This is a genomic window from Streptomyces sp. PSU-S4-23 (assembly GCF_055632315.1).
The window spans coordinates 513,098-527,730 of record NZ_JBVMUU010000002.1 but is presented as its reverse complement, the minus strand read 5'-3'; the positions used below and the strand labels follow the sequence as shown (position 1 = coordinate 527,730).

General features: G+C 74.4%; 15 protein-coding genes. 9 read left to right on the top strand and 6 right to left on the bottom strand.

The window, feature by feature from the left end; genetic code table 11:
• Positions 1 to 51: 51 nt before the first annotated feature.
• The 3 genes from ACZ79I_RS03140 to ACZ79I_RS03130 all read right to left on the bottom strand — a co-directional run bounded on the left by ACZ79I_RS03140 (position 52) and on the right by ACZ79I_RS03130 (position 2,617).
• A complete protein-coding gene (locus tag ACZ79I_RS03140) occupies positions 52 to 750 on the bottom strand; it encodes a universal stress protein (RefSeq protein ID WP_471493839.1) in 699 nt (232 codons plus the stop codon).
• A 137-nt stretch (positions 751 to 887) separates the two neighbouring features.
• Complete coding sequence (locus tag ACZ79I_RS03135; protein WP_471493837.1) at positions 888 to 2,027, bottom strand: site-2 protease family protein; 1,140 nt, start codon at positions 2,025 to 2,027, stop codon at positions 888 to 890.
• Positions 2,028 to 2,230: 203 nt separating this feature from the next.
• On the bottom strand, positions 2,231 to 2,617 hold the full coding sequence (locus ACZ79I_RS03130; RefSeq protein ID WP_471493835.1) for an STAS domain-containing protein: 387 nt from the start codon (positions 2,615 to 2,617) through the stop codon (positions 2,231 to 2,233).
• Positions 2,618 to 2,912: 295 nt separating this feature from the next.
• Between ACZ79I_RS03130 and ACZ79I_RS03125 the strand changes: the two genes are divergently transcribed.
• The 4 genes from ACZ79I_RS03125 to ACZ79I_RS03110 all read left to right on the top strand — a co-directional run bounded on the left by ACZ79I_RS03125 (position 2,913) and on the right by ACZ79I_RS03110 (position 6,213).
• Positions 2,913 to 3,983, top strand: a complete 1,071-nt coding sequence (locus ACZ79I_RS03125) for a zinc-dependent alcohol dehydrogenase family protein (RefSeq protein WP_471493834.1) — start codon at positions 2,913 to 2,915, stop codon at positions 3,981 to 3,983.
• A gap of 19 nt (positions 3,984 to 4,002) precedes the next feature.
• Positions 4,003 to 4,674, top strand: a complete 672-nt coding sequence (locus ACZ79I_RS03120; protein WP_471493832.1) for a helix-turn-helix domain-containing protein — start codon at positions 4,003 to 4,005, stop codon at positions 4,672 to 4,674.
• A 71-nt stretch (positions 4,675 to 4,745) separates the two neighbouring features.
• Positions 4,746 to 5,246: a pyridoxamine 5'-phosphate oxidase family protein gene (locus tag ACZ79I_RS03115; RefSeq protein WP_471493830.1), complete on the top strand. Its 501-nt coding sequence runs from the start codon at positions 4,746 to 4,748 to the stop codon at positions 5,244 to 5,246.
• A gap of 139 nt (positions 5,247 to 5,385) precedes the next feature.
• Positions 5,386 to 6,213: a universal stress protein gene (locus ACZ79I_RS03110; RefSeq protein WP_471493828.1), complete on the top strand. Its 828-nt coding sequence runs from the start codon at positions 5,386 to 5,388 to the stop codon at positions 6,211 to 6,213.
• A 72-nt stretch (positions 6,214 to 6,285) separates the two neighbouring features.
• Here ACZ79I_RS03110 and ppdK read toward each other — a convergent pair whose 3' ends face one another.
• Positions 6,286 to 8,982, bottom strand: coding sequence for a pyruvate, phosphate dikinase (ppdK, locus tag ACZ79I_RS03105; protein ID WP_471493826.1), 2,697 nt, complete (start codon positions 8,980 to 8,982; stop codon positions 6,286 to 6,288).
• Positions 8,983 to 9,345: 363 nt separating this feature from the next.
• On the opposite strand from ppdK, the gene ACZ79I_RS03100 reads away from it, so the two are divergent.
• Both ACZ79I_RS03100 and ACZ79I_RS03095 read left to right on the top strand, forming a co-directional pair.
• A complete protein-coding gene (locus ACZ79I_RS03100; protein ID WP_471493824.1) occupies positions 9,346 to 10,065 on the top strand; it encodes a CBS domain-containing protein in 720 nt (239 codons plus the stop codon).
• Between the two features lie 137 nt (positions 10,066 to 10,202).
• Complete coding sequence (locus ACZ79I_RS03095; protein WP_471493822.1) at positions 10,203 to 10,793, top strand: Rv1733c family protein; 591 nt, start codon at positions 10,203 to 10,205, stop codon at positions 10,791 to 10,793.
• A 137-nt stretch (positions 10,794 to 10,930) separates the two neighbouring features.
• Here ACZ79I_RS03095 and ACZ79I_RS03090 read toward each other — a convergent pair whose 3' ends face one another.
• Together ACZ79I_RS03090 and ACZ79I_RS03085 are read right to left on the bottom strand one after the other, a co-directional pair.
• Positions 10,931 to 11,584 (bottom strand): CBS domain-containing protein, encoded by a 654-nt coding sequence (locus ACZ79I_RS03090; protein WP_471493820.1) that lies wholly within the window; start codon positions 11,582 to 11,584, stop codon positions 10,931 to 10,933.
• 83 nt (positions 11,585 to 11,667) lie between these two features.
• The gene (locus tag ACZ79I_RS03085; RefSeq protein ID WP_471493818.1) at positions 11,668 to 12,126 is read right to left on the bottom strand and encodes a Crp/Fnr family transcriptional regulator; all 459 of its coding nucleotides are present in this window, start codon (positions 12,124 to 12,126) and stop codon (positions 11,668 to 11,670) included.
• 350 nt (positions 12,127 to 12,476) lie between these two features.
• Here ACZ79I_RS03085 and ACZ79I_RS03080 point away from each other — a divergent pair, with 350 nt between their 5' ends.
• The 3 genes from ACZ79I_RS03080 to ACZ79I_RS03070 all read left to right on the top strand — a co-directional run bounded on the left by ACZ79I_RS03080 (position 12,477) and on the right by ACZ79I_RS03070 (position 14,523).
• Positions 12,477 to 12,992, top strand: a complete 516-nt coding sequence (locus ACZ79I_RS03080; RefSeq protein WP_471493817.1) for a hydrogenase maturation protease — start codon at positions 12,477 to 12,479, stop codon at positions 12,990 to 12,992.
• Between the two features lie 299 nt (positions 12,993 to 13,291).
• Positions 13,292 to 13,492 (top strand): hypothetical protein, encoded by a 201-nt coding sequence (locus ACZ79I_RS03075; RefSeq protein WP_471493815.1) that lies wholly within the window; start codon positions 13,292 to 13,294, stop codon positions 13,490 to 13,492.
• 155 nt (positions 13,493 to 13,647) lie between these two features.
• Positions 13,648 to 14,523 carry a universal stress protein gene (locus ACZ79I_RS03070; protein WP_471504724.1) on the top strand — a complete coding sequence of 292 codons (876 nt, stop codon included), beginning with the start codon at positions 13,648 to 13,650 and terminating at the stop codon, positions 14,521 to 14,523.
• The last annotated feature ends 110 nt before the right edge of the window (positions 14,524 to 14,633 follow it).

The window sequence follows — 14,633 nt, the reverse complement described above, 5'->3', positions numbered from 1 at the left end:
GGCACCGGGATTCCGTGCGCCGCACCGGGCCCCGCCCGGGTGCGCGGCCCGCTACGACGGCACCACCGCGACGGGGCACTCGGCCTTCTCCAGCAGCTCCCGTACGACGGCTCCCGGCACCCCGCCGGACCGCCGCCCGGCCACGACCAGCGCGCCGGCGGCGGAGTTGTGGACCAGTGCCTGTGCCGGGGTGAACAGGAGGACGTCCTCGCGCACCCGCACCTGCGGGTACTTCTCGCGCCACGGCCGCATCGCGTCGGCCAGCAGTTGCACCTCGTGGTCCTCCCAGGTGGCGCGGTCCTCCTCCGGTACCCCGAAGGGCAGCCCGGCGGCCCGGGCGGGCAGGGCCCAGGCGTGCACCACGTGCAGCCGCACCCCCCGGAGCAAGGCGGTTTCGAAGGCGAAGTCGACGGCGGCCCGATCCGGTTCGCGGGCGTCCACCCCCAGCGTGATCTCCGCGGAACCCCACAGCGAACGCGTCCGCCGGAGTCCGTCCGGCACCAGCACGACGGGGCACCCGGCGGCCCGCAGCACGCTCCGCGCGGTCGTGTCCGGCGGCGGGCCGGCCCCGGCGTCCGTCCGGGGCACACCGGCCACGACCATCGCGGCCGCTTCCAGACCGTCCGCCGACGGGACACGGACCACCCGGAGCGGCAGCCCCCGCAGCCGGGCCTCGCGCGCGGCCCAGTCGGACACCGCCCCGCCTTCGCCCTCCGGCCGGTCGACACAGGCAACGACCACGTGGTCCACGGCGATCCGCCTTCCTGGCAACCGGGGAGGGTCCCGTCCCTCCCCGGCCTCCACCCTGGCGTCCGCGACCCGCCGCGCGCAGGGGCCGAACGGCCCCGGCCGCGGGACCGGCGGCTCGTGTCCGGCGTCGTCGGTGCTCAGCTCCCCGGGCGCGTGGCCGCGGTCAGCCACGTGACCACGCGGCTGATGTCGGCGAGCGTCACGATGCCGACCAGGCGGCCTCCGTCGAGGACGAGGGCCCGGCGCTCCCTGCTCTCCTGGAGGCGGGGGACCAGATCCACCACCATGTCGCCGGGGGCGGTCGTCTCGACCTCCGGCAGCGGGCGCATCACGTCGCCCATCGTCGTGCTCGAACGGGCGTCCGCGGGCACCTGGTTGAGGATGCCGAGGGTGACCAGCCCCGCCACGTCTCCGTCGGGCGTCACGACCGGGAAGGCGGAGTGGCGGTAGTGGTCGAAGGGCGCCTGGCCCAGGAACAGGCCGACGGTCATCGTCTCGGGGACGGTGACCGGGTCGGGGGTCATGACCCGGCTGACCGGGACGCCGTTCAGGACCCCCCGCAGTTCCGCCTGGCGGGCCTCGGCGGTCGCCGTGACGATGAGGAACCAGCCGATCAGGGCCGCCCACATCCCCGAGAGGTTGCCGGCGAAGAGCACGGCCGCGAACCCTGTGACCACCATGAACCAGCCCAGGGCCCGTCCCGCGGCCGAGGCGCCCCGGGTCGCGCGCAGCCGGTCGCCGGTGCGGTACCACAGGAACGCGCGCAGCAGCCGTCCGCCGTCCAGCGGCGCGGCGGGCAGGGCGTTGAAGACGGCCAGCACGATGTTGATGGCGGCGAGCCAGGCGACGGACTCGACCAGCAGCCCCGACACATGCAGGGCGTCCAGCCACACGGCGAGGCCGGCGAACAGCCCGCCCGCCACGGCGCTGGTCAGCGGCCCCACCGCGGCGATGCGCAGTTCCGCCCCCGGCGTCGGCGCCTCGGTGCGCAGGCGGGCGGCACCGCCCAGCATCCACAGCGTGATGCCGTCGACCTGGACGCCGTTGCGGCGGGCGACGACGGCGTGCGCGAGCTCGTGGGCCAGCAGCGAGGCGAGGAAGACCACCGCCGTCAGCAGCGCCAGTGCCCAGTACGTCCAGGCGGAGTGGCCGGGATGGACCATGGGGAGCCGCCCGTCGGCCAGGACGACGGCCACCAGCGCGACGATGACCAGCACACTCCAGTTCAGGCCGACGCGTATGCCGGCGATCCGCCCTAGGGACAACGTCTCCTTCACCGAACGCCCGCCTTCCCGGCGTCCTGCCCGGCGGCCGCAGTGCGCCGCGGCCGGCGGGACGCGCGCCGTGCTCTCCTGACGCTCTCCTGCGGAGGTCAGTCCTGTGCACCTTCATCCTCCGTCGGCGTCCGTGCACCCGGAGTGGGCCGGTCGGCTCTCGGGAGGGACGAAGGGCCCTGCGGCGGGGCGGTTCCGGCGGCGGATCAGCCCGCCACGGCGGCGAGGCACGCCTGCGGCCCGGTCACGAGGCCGCCGGGCGGCCCGGAGCAGAGCTCGAACGCACCGGCCAGACCGGTCCGCCGCAGGATCTTGAGAAAGGAGCCGCTGTCGCTGACGAGCCGCAGCCGGCCCCCGCGTGCCATGACCCGGTTGCGGGTCCGGCACAGCAGACCGAGGCCGGTGCAGTCGATGAAGGTCACCGGCCGCAGGTCGAGCACCACATCGGGGTGCGGACCGGCGGTCAGCGCGTCCAGACGCGCCTCCAGCGGCGGCACCGTGAGGATGTCGATCTCACCGCACAGTTCCACGACGGCCGTCGCGCCGTCGGCGCGTTCCGTGCGGCTGGGCGGGGACAGGGGGGTTTCCGGCATGGTGCGAGGAAAGCGGGAACGGCGGGCCGCCCGGAAGGGCCGTTCGGTCCCCGCCGTTCCCGCCGTTCGGTGCCGGTCCCGGCCGTTCGGTGCCGGTGCCCGCCCGCCGCGGCCCCGCCCCCCGGACGGCCCCGTCCGGCGCCGCGATGAGGGCCGACCGGCCCAAGCCAAGCCCAGGGGGGTTGGACAAGCTGGACGTGCAGGGCAATCCCGGCATCGTTTCGGACGCCCGGCCGCACCGGCCTCCGGCACGCACCGGAGCCGGAGACCCGGGGAGAGGGAAGGAAGGATCGTCATGAAGGGCTTCGTCTTCCACGGCCCCGGACAGTCCGCCTGGGAGGACGTTCCGGACCCCGCGATCAAGGAACCCACCGACGCGATCGTGCGCATCGACACCGTCAGCATCTGCGGGACCGACCTGCACATCCTCAAGGGCGACGTGCCCGAGGTGCGCCCCGGCACGGTGCTGGGGCACGAGGCGGTCGGCGAAGTCGTCGAGATCGGCAGCGACGTGCACACCACACAGCCGGGCGACCGCGTCCTGGTCTCCTGCATCACCGCCTGCGGCCGCTGCGGCTACTGCTGGGAGCGCACGTACGGCCAGTGCCGCGGTGGCGGCGGCTGGATACTCGGCCATCTGATCGACGGCACCCACGCCGAGTACGTGCGTGTGCCCTACGCCGACCTGTCCGTCCACGTACTGCCCGGCGCACTGGACAGCAAGGACGCCGTCCTGCTCGCGGACATCTTCCCCACCGCCTACGAAGTGGGCGTGCTCAACGGGCACGTACGGCCGGGGGACACCGTCGCCGTCGTCGGCGCCGGCCCCGTCGGGCTCGCGGCGATCGCCACGGCCCGCCTGTTCGCGCCCGAGCGCATCATCGCCGTGGACCTCATGCCCGCCCGCCTGGACGCCGCCAAGCAGCTCGGCGCGGACGTCCTGGCCGACGCCCGCGAAACCCCCGAGCAGCTGATCGCCGACCTCACCGACGGGCTGGGCGCCGACGTGGTCATGGAGGCCGTCGGAGAGCCGGAGAGCTTCGAGATGTGCACCCGCATGGTCCGGCCCGGCGGGCACGTCGCCAACATCGGCGTCCACGGCAAGCCCGTGACCCTGCACCTCGAGGACCTGTGGATCAAGAACCTCACCATCACCACCGGCCTGGTGGACACCTACTCCACGCCCACGCTGCTGCGGATGGCGGTCGCCGGACGGCTGCCCACCTCGTCGCTGGTCACGCACAGCTTCCCGCTGGACCGGATGGAGGAGGCGTACGACGTCTTCGCTCGCGCCGCCGACACCGGTGCGCTCAAGGTGGTGCTCGGCGGGGAGCAGCACGAAGTCGTCGCCGTCCGGGCGGCGTGACGAGAGGAAGTGACGGGCCATGGCCGCACACGCACCGCACGAGCTGGGCCGCCCCACGGGCGATCTCGGGCGCCGCGTCGCCGTCCGGCGCGAGGAACTCGGCCTGTCCCAGGAGGAAACGGCCGCGCGGGCGGGCATGGCCCCCAGCTATCTGCAGTACCTGGAGGAGCAGCCCACCGCCGCTCCGGGTGTGGCCACCCTCCTCAGGCTCGCCGGCGCGCTGGAGACCACGGTGCTCGAACTCACCGGCGGTGACGTCGATCTGCCGCCTGGCATGGGACAGGCCGGGCGGCACCCGCAGTTCACCGAACTGACCCCGCAGGAGTGCCGGGACCTGCTCGCCACGCACGGCGTGGGACGGGTGGCGGTGCCCACCGCCTCGGGGCCCCTGATCGTCCCCGTGAACTACGGCATCGTCGGGGACTCGGTCGTCTTCAGGACCGCACCCGACGCCGTGCCGGCACAGGCGTCCGGCGCGCAGGTGGCCTTCGAGGTCGACCGTATCGACGAGGCGTTCAGCCAGGGCTGGAGCGTTCTCGTACGCGGACACGCCCGCACCGTGACCGACGCCGAAGCCGTGAAGCGACTGGAGGAGCAGGCGTACAGCAAGCCCTGGGCGGTCCCGGAACGCAACATGTGGATCCGCATCGACCCCCTCAGCATCACCGGGCGTCGCATCACGGTGTCGTGACACGACCTCGCTCCGTACGGCAGCGCCGCCGTGCCAGGCGCACAACGGACTGACGGAAGACGGACTGACTGATGTACCCGAACGACGGTTTCCGCGAACTCGAACGCGATGAGTGCCTGCGCCTGCTGGCCAAGGCTCCCGTCGGTCGCATCGTCCACACACGTCATGCCCTGCCCGCGGTCCTGCCGCTCAACTTCAGTGTGGACGGCGACGGCGCGGTGGTGTTCCGTACCTCCGCGACCTCGGAGCTGGTCCGCGCGGTCGACGGAGCGGTGGTCGCCTTCGAGGCGGACGAGATCGACGCGGCCGCGCAGTCCGGCTGGAGCGTCGTCGTCACCGGGCGGGCGGCGGTGGTCACCGACCCCGCCGAACACGAGCGGCTGGCCCGGACGGGACCGCGCTCCTGGGTGCCGTGGCCGCAGGAGGTCTTCGTGCGCATCGAGCCGGAACTGGTGACGGGGCGCGACCTGGTGGCCGGCCGCAGCCTGTACGGGGTCGACCTGTCGTCCTGCCGTCCCGGACCCCGCCGAGAGGGCCGGCGCACCCGTACCCGGTGGCACCCCCGCGCGTGACGCGCCCTCACCGGGGCCGCCCGCCGGGCCCGGTGAGGCCGCCGCCGAGGGCCGGTCGGCGGCACACAGGGACCTGTGGGCCCTCCTGACACGGGCCACACCTCCACCAGGGTGGAGGTGACACCGAAGGAGGCCCGCCATGTCCCCCACCGTCGCCGTCGGCCTGGACGGCTCGCCCGAGAGCCTTGCCGCAGTCGACTGGGCTGCCCGCGAGGCGCTGCGCCGATCGGCCGCCCTGCGCCTTGTGCACGCCGGTGACCAGCAACCTTACGGCTATGTGCCCTTCGCCGGGGAGGCCGTGCCGCCGCCGGACGCCGACCGGTCCGCGAGCATGCTGCGCGAGGTGCGGGCCTCGGTGACCAGCCGTCACCCCGGTCTGCGGGTCATCGCCCACCGGGTGGCGGGACAGCCCGCGGCGGTCCTGCTGGCCGCCGCCGGCGAGGCCGAGCTGCTGGTGCTCGGGTCACGGGGCCTGGGTCGGACGGCGGGAGTACTGCTCGGATCCGTGGCGCTGGCCGTGGTGGCCCGCGCCGAGCGGCCGGTCGTTCTCGTACGGGCCGGCACCGACGCGGCGGACGAACACCTGTCCGCTCCCGTGGGGCCCGCCACGGCGGGCCCGTACCGCGATGTGGTCCTCGGCCTCGACCAGCACGACCCCGACGAGGCGGTCCTGGAGTTCGCGTTCGACGCGGCGTCCCGGCGCGACGCCGCGCTCCGCGTGGTCCACGGCCGGAAGCCGGCCGACGGCCTGCGTCCGTGGCGCGAGAAGTTCCCCGATGTGGAGACGACCGAGCAGGTCGTGATCGGCACACCGGGGGCGCACCTGGCGGACGCCTCCCACGACGCGTCACTGGTCGTCGTCGGCCGCAAGAGCCGCCCCGCGCCGGTCGGCCCGCACATCGGCCCCGTGACCCACGCGGTGCTGCACCACGCGGCGGCCCCGGTCGCGGTGGTGCCGCACGACTGACGGGCGGCCGCGTCCGTTGCGGCACCCGTGAGGGGGGAGGGCCACGGGCCCTCCCCCCTCACCGCGTTCTCCTCACCGGCTGTCGCTGGTGTCGGTCCCCTCCAGTGCCGCGCGGCCGGCCTCCAGACGGGCCACCGGGACGCGGAACGGGGAGCAGGAGACGTAGTCCAGCCCGGCGGTGTGGAAGAAGTGGACGGAGTCGGGGTCGCCGCCGTGTTCACCGCAGACGCCGATCTTCAGGCCGGGCCGGGCGGCACGCCCCTCGGCGACGGCGATCTCCACCAGGCGGCCCACGCCCGTGCGGTCGATCGTCTCGAACGGGGAGGTGGTGAAGACCCCCTTGTCGAGGTAGGCGGAGAAGAACGCCGCCTCGACGTCGTCGCGGGAGAAGCCCCAGGTGGTCTGGGTCAGGTCGTTCGTGCCGAAGGAGAAGAACTCCGCCTCCTCGGCGATCCGGCCCGCCGTCAGCGCGGCCCGCGGCAGTTCGATCATGGTGCCGACCGGGCACCGCACGGGCACCCCGGACTCCTCGGAGACCTCGGCCAGGACCCGCTCCACCTCCTCGCGGGCGAGCCGGAGTTCCTCCACGGCGCCGACCAGCGGCACCATGATCTCCGCCTGAGGCGATCCTCCGGCCCTCGTGCGTTCGACGACCGCCTCCGCCACGGCCCGCACCTGCATGGCGACCAGGCCCGGCACCACCAGGCCGAGACGCACACCGCGCAGCCCCAGCATGGGGTTCTCCTCGTGCATGCGGTTCACCGCGCCGAGGAGTTCGGTGTCGTGCGGGTCCGGCGGGTTGCCGGCGGCCTCGGCGGCCGCGATCCGGACGGCGAGTTCCGTGCGGTCCGGCAGGAACTCGTGCAGCGGCGGGTCCAGGAGGCGGATGGTGACCGGCAGGCCGTCCATCGCCTCCAGGATGCCGGTGAAGTCCCGCCGCTGCAGCGGCAGCAGCGCCTCCAGCGCACGGTCGCGCTCGGCGTCCGCAGGGGCCAGGATCATCTCCTCGACGAGCTTGCGGCGGTCGCCGAGGAACATGTGCTCGGTACGGCACAGTCCGATGCCCTGGGCGCCGAAGCGGCGCGCACGCGCGGCGTCCTCGGGGGTGTCCGCGTTCGCCCGCACCTCCATCCGCCGTACGGTGTCGGCCTGGTGCAGCGCGCGGGCCACCGCGTCGACCACCCCGGCCGACTCGGGGTCCCGCTCGCCGGTCTCCAGGTAGCGCATGACCGCGGAGTCGACCAGCGGAGCCGCCCCCGGGTACACGGCGCCCGCGGAGCCGTCCACCGAGACGACCGTTCCCTCCTCGAAGACGGTGCCGTCGCGGGTGGTGAAGCGCCGGGCCCCGGTGTCCACGGCCAGCTCCTCGGCGCCGCACACGCACACCTTGCCCATGCCGCGGGCGACCACGGCCGCATGGCTGGTCTTGCCGCCGCGGCTGGTCAGCACCGCCTGGGCGGCGACCATACCGGGCAGGTCGTCGGGGGTCGTCTCCTGGCGTACGAGGACGACCTTCTCGCCCGCCGCGGCGCGCCGCACCGCCTCCGCCGAGTCGAAGACCACGGCACCGAACGCGGCACCCGGCGACGCCGCGATGCCATGAGCGAGCGCCGCACCCGTCGCGGAGACGTCGAAGCGCGGGAACATCAGCCGCGCCAGTCCCTCGCCGCTCACCCGGGCCACTCCCTCGTCGGGGGCGATGAGCCCCTCGTCGACCAGCTCGGCGGCGATGGCGAACGCGGCCTCGGCGGTGCGCTTGCCTACCCTGGTCTGCAGCATCCACAGCTTGCCGCGCTCGATGGTGAACTCGATGTCGCACAGGTCCCGGTAGTGCTGCTCCAGCGTCCGCAGATGGGCGCACAGCTCCCGGTAGGCGTCCGGGGCCAGCCGCTCCAGGCCGGCCAGCGGCACGGTGTTGCGGATGCCGGAGACGACGTCCTCGCCCTGCGCGTTGGACAGGTAGTCGCCGTAGGGGCCGGGCCGTCCGGTGGCCGGGTCGCGGGTGAAGGCGACCCCGCTCCCGGAGTCCGCCCCCAGATTGCCGAACACCATGCGCTGCACGGTGACCGCGGTGCCCAGGTCGTCGGGGATGTGCTCACGCCGCCGGTACAGACGGGCGCGTTCGCCGTTCCAGGACCGGAAGACCGCGAGGATCGCCCGGCGGAGCTGTTCGGCGGGGGACTGGGGGAAGTCCTCGCCCGTCTCGTCCCGGATCAGGGTCTTGTAGGCCTCCACCAGCTCCGCGAGGTCGCCCGCCTCCAGGCGCAGGTCGTCGGGGGCGCCGCGCAGCTCCTTGAGCCGCTCGAGGGCCCGCTCGAACAAGGCGGAGTCCACGCCCATGACCGTGCTGCCGAACATCTGGACCAGCCGCCGGTACGAGTCCCAGGCGAACCGCTCGCTGCCCGAGGACTTGGCCAGGCCCAGGACGGAGTCGTCGTTGAGGCCGATGTCGAGGACCGTCTCCATCATGCCGGGCATGGAGAACCGGGCCCCCGAGCGGACGGAGAGCAGCAACGGGTCGTCCGGCTGGCCCAGCAGCTGCCCCGCGCCGGCCTCCACGGCCGACAGGTGCCGGGAGACCTCCCGGGACATCCCGTCCGGCTCTGCGCCGGTGGCCAGGAAGGCCCGGCACGCCTCGGTCGTGACGATGAAACCGGGCGGCACCGGCAGGCCCAGCCGGGTCATCTCGGCGAGGTTCGCACCCTTGCCGCCGAGCAGGTCGGCCATGTCACGGCCGCCCTCCGCGAAGTCGTACACGTAACGGACCATGACGTTGTGCTCCTCAGCTCGGTACGGCGTCTGCACGGGCTCGGTGCCGTTCCAGCGTCGGACGGGCCCCCTCGGGGCGGGAGGTGCCGGGCGTCCCGTCCGCTGGGCCGGTCGGCCCCCGGCCCCGGGGCGCCGCCCCGCCCTGGAACGCGGGTGTCCGCCGGACCCGGACCGATGCACCCCGACGCCACCAGACTCCGCCTCCGCGGCCCGTCCGCAACCGGACCCGCAGGGCCCGCGGAGGACTCCGTCATGGGCTCCGGCACGGGACGGGGCCACTCGGCCCATGCCCCCGGCCGGGGGGTGACGGAGACTGAGAGGTGTCGCAGGACGGTCCCCGCCTCAGCACCACCGGAGGGCACCATGCAACGCACCCCCCACCTCGTGAGCGATGTCATGACGGGCCGAGTGGTGGCGGTCAGCCGTGATGCGACGTTCAAGGACATCGTGAAGACCCTCCGGCAGTGGAAGGTCAGTGCCCTTCCCGTGGTGGAAGGCGAGCGGAAGAAGGTCGTGGGGGTCGTCTCCGAGGCCGACCTGCTGCGCAAGGAGGAGTTCCGCGACCGCGACCCGGGCCGGACCCCGCGGCTCCAGGGGCTGTCCGGCCTCGCCAAGGCCGACGCCGTGACCGCGCAGGACCTGATGACCGCGCCGGCCGTCACCGTCCGCGCCACGGCCACCCTGGCGCAGGCCGCCCGGATCATGGCCCGGGCCGGGGTGAAGCGGCTGCCGGTCGTCGGCGACGAGGGCGCGCTCGTGGGCATCGTGAGCCGCGCCGACCTGCTCACGGTGTTCATGCGGGACGACGAGGACATCGCCCAGGAGGTCCGGGACGAGATCATCGCGCGGCTGTTCCCCGAGCTGCGGGAGCCCATCCAGGTGGAGGTCCACGACGGCGTCGTCAAGCTCACCGGCCGCATCCCGGACACCACGCTCGTGCCCATCACCACGCGCCTGGTCCGGGGTGTCGAGGGCGTCGTGGACGTGGACTGCGCGCTCGTGGGGCTGCCACGCCGTCCGGACCTCGACCCCGATCTGCCGCAGTCCACCCGGCGGCCCTGGGGAGCCGGGACCATCACGTGACCCCGGGTCCGCCGGCGGGCCCGGACGTCCCGGCAGCGTGCCCGGTCGGCCCCTCCTGCGGGGAGGGGGGCCGTGGGACGTTTGCAGCAAGGGGGGTGTCACGGGGCCCGCCGGCGAGCGGAGGAAGGTGACGACGGATGGCGACGACACGGCGCACGACGGCGAGGAACAGGTGGCTCTGGCGGTGGCGGCGCAACTCCCTCCGGCGTCGCAGCGACCGCGTGGAGGCGTGGATCGTGCTCCTCACCTGGTTCTTCGTCCTTCTGGCCGGAGTGTTCGCGGGACAGGCCGCGGCAGGAGCGGTGCAGGACGGACTCGACGCGCGCCGCGCGCAGAGTTCCCCGGTGCGGGCCGTGCTGGCCGAGGACGCGGCGAAGCTCCCGCAGGCGACGCCCTACACCGACGGCGCCGTGTGGGCGCAGGTGCGCTGGACCGCGGCCGACGGCTCGGCCCACACGGGTCTGGCGAAGGTCGATGCCGGCAGCAGAGCCGGCAGCGCGACCACGGTGTGGACGGACCGGGCGGGCGAGCTGATCCCCAAGCCGGCCACCGCCGCGGAGGCACGGCTGCAGGCGTCGCTCGTGGGCGCTCTGGCGGGGTTCGGTGCCGCGGGCGGCGTGCTGGCCGGCGGGTGGCTGGTGCGCGGACGCCTCGAACGGCAGCGCATGCAGGCATGGGACCGGGAGTGGGAGCAGATCGGCCCTCGGTGGCGTCGGACGATCGGCTGACCGGGTTCACCGGAGGCGCGCCTCACATCACGAGGCGCGCCTCACGTCTGTGCGTGGCCCGAGGTCACGTCTGTGCGCGGCCCGAGGAAGCCTCGGGCCGCGCACACAGCGGTGTTCGGCGAGCCGGCCGGCGCGCGTCACGACGCGTCGGCCGACGAGATGTGGCAGTCCACGTCGACCACGCCCTCGACGGCCCGCACCAGGCGGACGGTCATGGGGATCAGGTCGGCGTCGCGGATCTTCCCCGTGAGCGTGACGACGCCCTCGGTGACCATGACGTGGACCGGCTCGACCGGGACCGGCAGCAGGACGTCGACGATGTCGCGCCGGATCTCGTCGGCGATGTCCTTGTCGGGCCGCAGGAAGACCTTGAGCAGGTCCGCACGGCTGACGACGCCCTCGAGCATGCCCTCGTCGTTGACGACCGGCAGCCGCTTGACGTTGCGCTGGGCCATGATCCGGGCGGCCTGGGCGAGGGTGCTGCCGGGGTGCACGGTGACGGCCGGCGCGCTCATCAGCTCCCCGGCGGACAGCCCGCCCGCCTTGGCCAGGTCGGACAGCCGGTGCAGCTGTGTGAACCGGTCCGGGTCGCTGTCGCGGAACTCCTCCTTGGGCAGCAGGTCGGCCTCGGAGACGACGCCGATCACGCGGCCCTCCCCCTCCAGCACGGGAAGGGCGCTGACCCTCCACTGCTCCATGAGCCTGACGATGTCCTTGAACGGGGCGTCGCGGCCGACGGCGATGACGGTGTGCGTCATGACGTCGCTCACGAGGTACGGGCTAGCGGGCACGGTCTCCTCCTCGACATGTCGGACGGGGGCGACGGTGAGATCCAGGGACCCGCCGGCAGGCCGGTGCGCCAGGGGCGGACCGGTCAGGACCGGCCGCCGCTGCCGTACGGGGCGTACAGGTCGAGCAGCCGGGTGCGTGCGGCGTGCAGCCGGTGGGCGAGCACACGGCCCACCCAGACGGCGATCGCACGGCCGAACTCGGGGTCCTCCTCGCACATCGCCCGTACGGTCACCGCGTCGAACTCGTAGGCACGCACCGGGCTCATGGCCTCGGCGCCCAGCTGCCACACGTACGGCGAGTAGAGCCAGGACCAGCCGACCAGTTCCCCGTGCCCCAGCGACTCGATGACGGCGGCCTGCCGGCCGGGCACATGGAGGTCCAGGGCCACGGTCCCGGTGCGGACGATCCAGAACTTGTCGGCGCGCCGCCCCTCCTCGAACAGCCGGGACCCCGCGTCGAAGGACACCTCGCGGGCGATCCGCATCAGCCGTTCGCGGTGCTCCGCCGGGAGGGCCGCGGCCATGCTGGTGGCAGAGGTCATCACTCCGTCTCCCTTCGTTCCTGCCGCCGCAGCCGGCCGGCGAGTTCGTGGTGCGTGCCGCGACCTCCTCGGAGGCCGGTGCCGACCGGGCACCGCATGGTGCGGCGTCCGCGGCCCGCACAACCGGACCGGGGTGCCGTCGGGTGCCTGCTACCAGCCTGGACGGGGGCCCCGCACGGCACCACGGGCCGCCCGGTCCCGGCGCTGGGTCGTTCGGCCCCTATGTGCCCCACGAGGCCGTGCGTGAGCGGCGTGGAGGCCCACCGGACCAGGGCCGGGGTCCTTCGGCCCCTGGCGCGGCGCACACCACCCCACAGGCTGGAAAGACATGCAGTGGAGGGAGAGGAACCATGGCTGTCTCCACCCGAATAGCGGTCATCGCCGTCGGAGACCGGCTCCGGCACGACGACGGGATCGGCTGGGAGGCGCTCTGCCGGCTGCGGGAGCGCGCGGCGGCCCGCCCGCTTCCGCCGGGCACGGTGCTCGCCGAATGCGACCAGGATCCCGGGTGGGTGATCCGGCTCTGGGACGCCGCCGAACTCGCCATCGTGCTGGAGCCCGCCCACGGCCGCCCCGAGCATCCCGGCCGCGTCTACCGGCTCGAACTGGACTCTGCCGCGCTGCGGCGGCCGGACTGCCTGGGGCCGCACGGTCTCGGCGAGGCCGTCGAGCTGGCGCGGGAGCTGGACCGGCTGCCCCGCCGGCTGGTCTCCTACGCCGTCGAGGCGGCCGACACCACGCTCGGCCGGGGACTGTCCGCGCCCGTCGCGGGAGCGGTCGACGTCCTGGCGGAGCGGGTCGAGGAGGAGATCGTCCGCCACCGGGTCGCGGCGGCGCGGGACACGGGCGGCGCCGGCCGGACATGACGGCGGGAAGGGCCCTATCCGCTTCTCGCGAATCCTGATTGCGCGGTGCGCGGCACTAAGGCCGTTTCTCCGCGTCTCTCTGGGTCCTTCCCGTCACCTACAGGACACCACATCCGCAGCAGGAGCACCAGGGCCGTTCGGCCCCAACCCGGTGGACACGATCCCCGCCTCCCGCCGTCCCGGCCGCGCCGCAAGGGCCGGTTTCCACCCCTCTCCGGGCCGGACGGCTCATGTGCCGTCGCACGCAAGGGAGTTGGCTGAACGAGGAGAAGCCGCCCACCCCGAGGGGAGCGAGCAGCATGGGTACGAGTCTCACACCGGAGTTCTGGCAGCGGTTCGCCGTCCTGCTCGTCGCGGCCATGGGCGTGACGTTCGTCCTCACCGCCGCGTGCGACGCGCTGGCCGTCCGCCTGCTGCGCCGCCGCGGACGCGGACCGTCCCGCCCGGCGCCGTCGTCACGGCCGACCACGGCAGGCCACCGGCCCGCCGCCCGCTGCTGACGGACACGGCGGGCGCGCGGCGGGCGCGGGGCGGGCGCGGGGCGTAGGCGGGGCCCAACGTCCCTGACGGGGGCCGAAGCGCCCCTCCCGCCGCCGGGTCCCGCCGTGCGACGGTGAGTGGTGGACTGCAGCCGGGCGGAAAGGCGGTGGCGACGATGGAACTGCCCCTGGTCGTGGGCGTGGACGGATCCGACTCGAGCCTCGCGGCGGTCGACTGGGCCGTGGACGAGGCGGTCCGCCACGGTCTCCCGCTCCGGCTGGTGTACGCCTCCCTGTGGGAACGCTACGAAGGGATCGCCCCGTCGGGCGGCCCGCAAGGCCCGTCCGAGCAGGTGCTGGAGGAGCACATCATCGCCTCCGCCGCGGAGCGCGCACGGCGCCGCAGCCCGGACCTGAAGGTCTCCGCGGACATGGTGCCCGAGGACGCGGTGTCCGCCCTGCTCAGCGAGGGCCACAACGCCTCCGCCCTGATCACCGGATCCCGGGGCCGCGGCGGGCTGGCGACGCTGCTGCTCGGCTCGGTCGGCCTGGCCGTGGCCGCCCGCGCCCCCTGCCCCGTGATCGTCGTCCGCGGCGACAAGGCGGGCCTGTCCGGCGCCCACGAACGGATCATGCTCGGCGCCGGGGAGCCCGGCACCACGGGGGAGGCCGTGCGGTTCGCCTTCCGCGAGGCGGAGGCGCGCGGGTGCGTCCTCGACGTCGTACGGGCCTGGCGCCGCCCCTCGCACGAGCCGACCGGTCACCCGCCGCCGGCCGGGGAACCGGCGTGCCGGCCCGAGCAGCGGGCGTCCGCCCTGCTCGACGCCCTGATCCACGACGCGGCGGCGGACCATCCGGGGGTCCGGGTGCGCCGGGCCACCGTCGAAGGGCCGGCCCGGACGGTGCTGCTGAAGCGCTCGGCCGCCGCCGACCTCGTCGTCATCGGGGCCCCGCGCCGGCAGGGGCACTTCGGCCTCCAGCTCGGCCGGGTGGCGCACACGCTGCTGCACCACGCCGACTGTCCGGTCGCGATCGTGCCCCAGCGGATGTGATCGCCCGCTCGCCGGCCACAGGAGTGCTCGTGGCCGTCCCGTCCGGCAGCACGCCCCGGGTGCCGGGGCGGGCCACCGCGGTGGATTCGCCCTCGCGGTCGGCGTGGACC

Excerpts from the sequence above, each read along its gene's own strand:
- ACZ79I_RS03130 (WP_471493835.1), bottom strand. The coding sequence starts at position 2,617 with ATGCCGGAAACCCCCCTGTCCCCGCCCAGCCGCACGGAACGCGCCGAC.
- ACZ79I_RS03125 (WP_471493834.1), top strand. The coding sequence starts at position 2,913 with ATGAAGGGCTTCGTCTTCCACGGCCCCGGACAGTCCGCCTGGGAGGAC.
- ACZ79I_RS03120 (WP_471493832.1), top strand. The coding sequence starts at position 4,003 with ATGGCCGCACACGCACCGCACGAGCTGGGCCGCCCCACGGGCGATCTC.
- ACZ79I_RS03115 (WP_471493830.1), top strand. The coding sequence starts at position 4,746 with ATGTACCCGAACGACGGTTTCCGCGAACTCGAACGCGATGAGTGCCTG.
- ACZ79I_RS03110 (WP_471493828.1), top strand. The coding sequence starts at position 5,386 with ATGTCCCCCACCGTCGCCGTCGGCCTGGACGGCTCGCCCGAGAGCCTT.
- ppdK (WP_471493826.1), bottom strand. The coding sequence starts at position 8,982 with ATGGTCCGTTACGTGTACGACTTCGCGGAGGGCGGCCGTGACATGGCC.
- ACZ79I_RS03100 (WP_471493824.1), top strand. The coding sequence starts at position 9,346 with ATGCAACGCACCCCCCACCTCGTGAGCGATGTCATGACGGGCCGAGTG.
- ACZ79I_RS03095 (WP_471493822.1), top strand. The coding sequence starts at position 10,203 with ATGGCGACGACACGGCGCACGACGGCGAGGAACAGGTGGCTCTGGCGG.
- ACZ79I_RS03085 (WP_471493818.1), bottom strand. The coding sequence starts at position 12,126 with ATGACCTCTGCCACCAGCATGGCCGCGGCCCTCCCGGCGGAGCACCGC.
- ACZ79I_RS03080 (WP_471493817.1), top strand. The coding sequence starts at position 12,477 with ATGGCTGTCTCCACCCGAATAGCGGTCATCGCCGTCGGAGACCGGCTC.
- ACZ79I_RS03075 (WP_471493815.1), top strand. The coding sequence starts at position 13,292 with ATGGGTACGAGTCTCACACCGGAGTTCTGGCAGCGGTTCGCCGTCCTG.
- ACZ79I_RS03070 (WP_471504724.1), top strand. The coding sequence starts at position 13,648 with ATGGAACTGCCCCTGGTCGTGGGCGTGGACGGATCCGACTCGAGCCTC.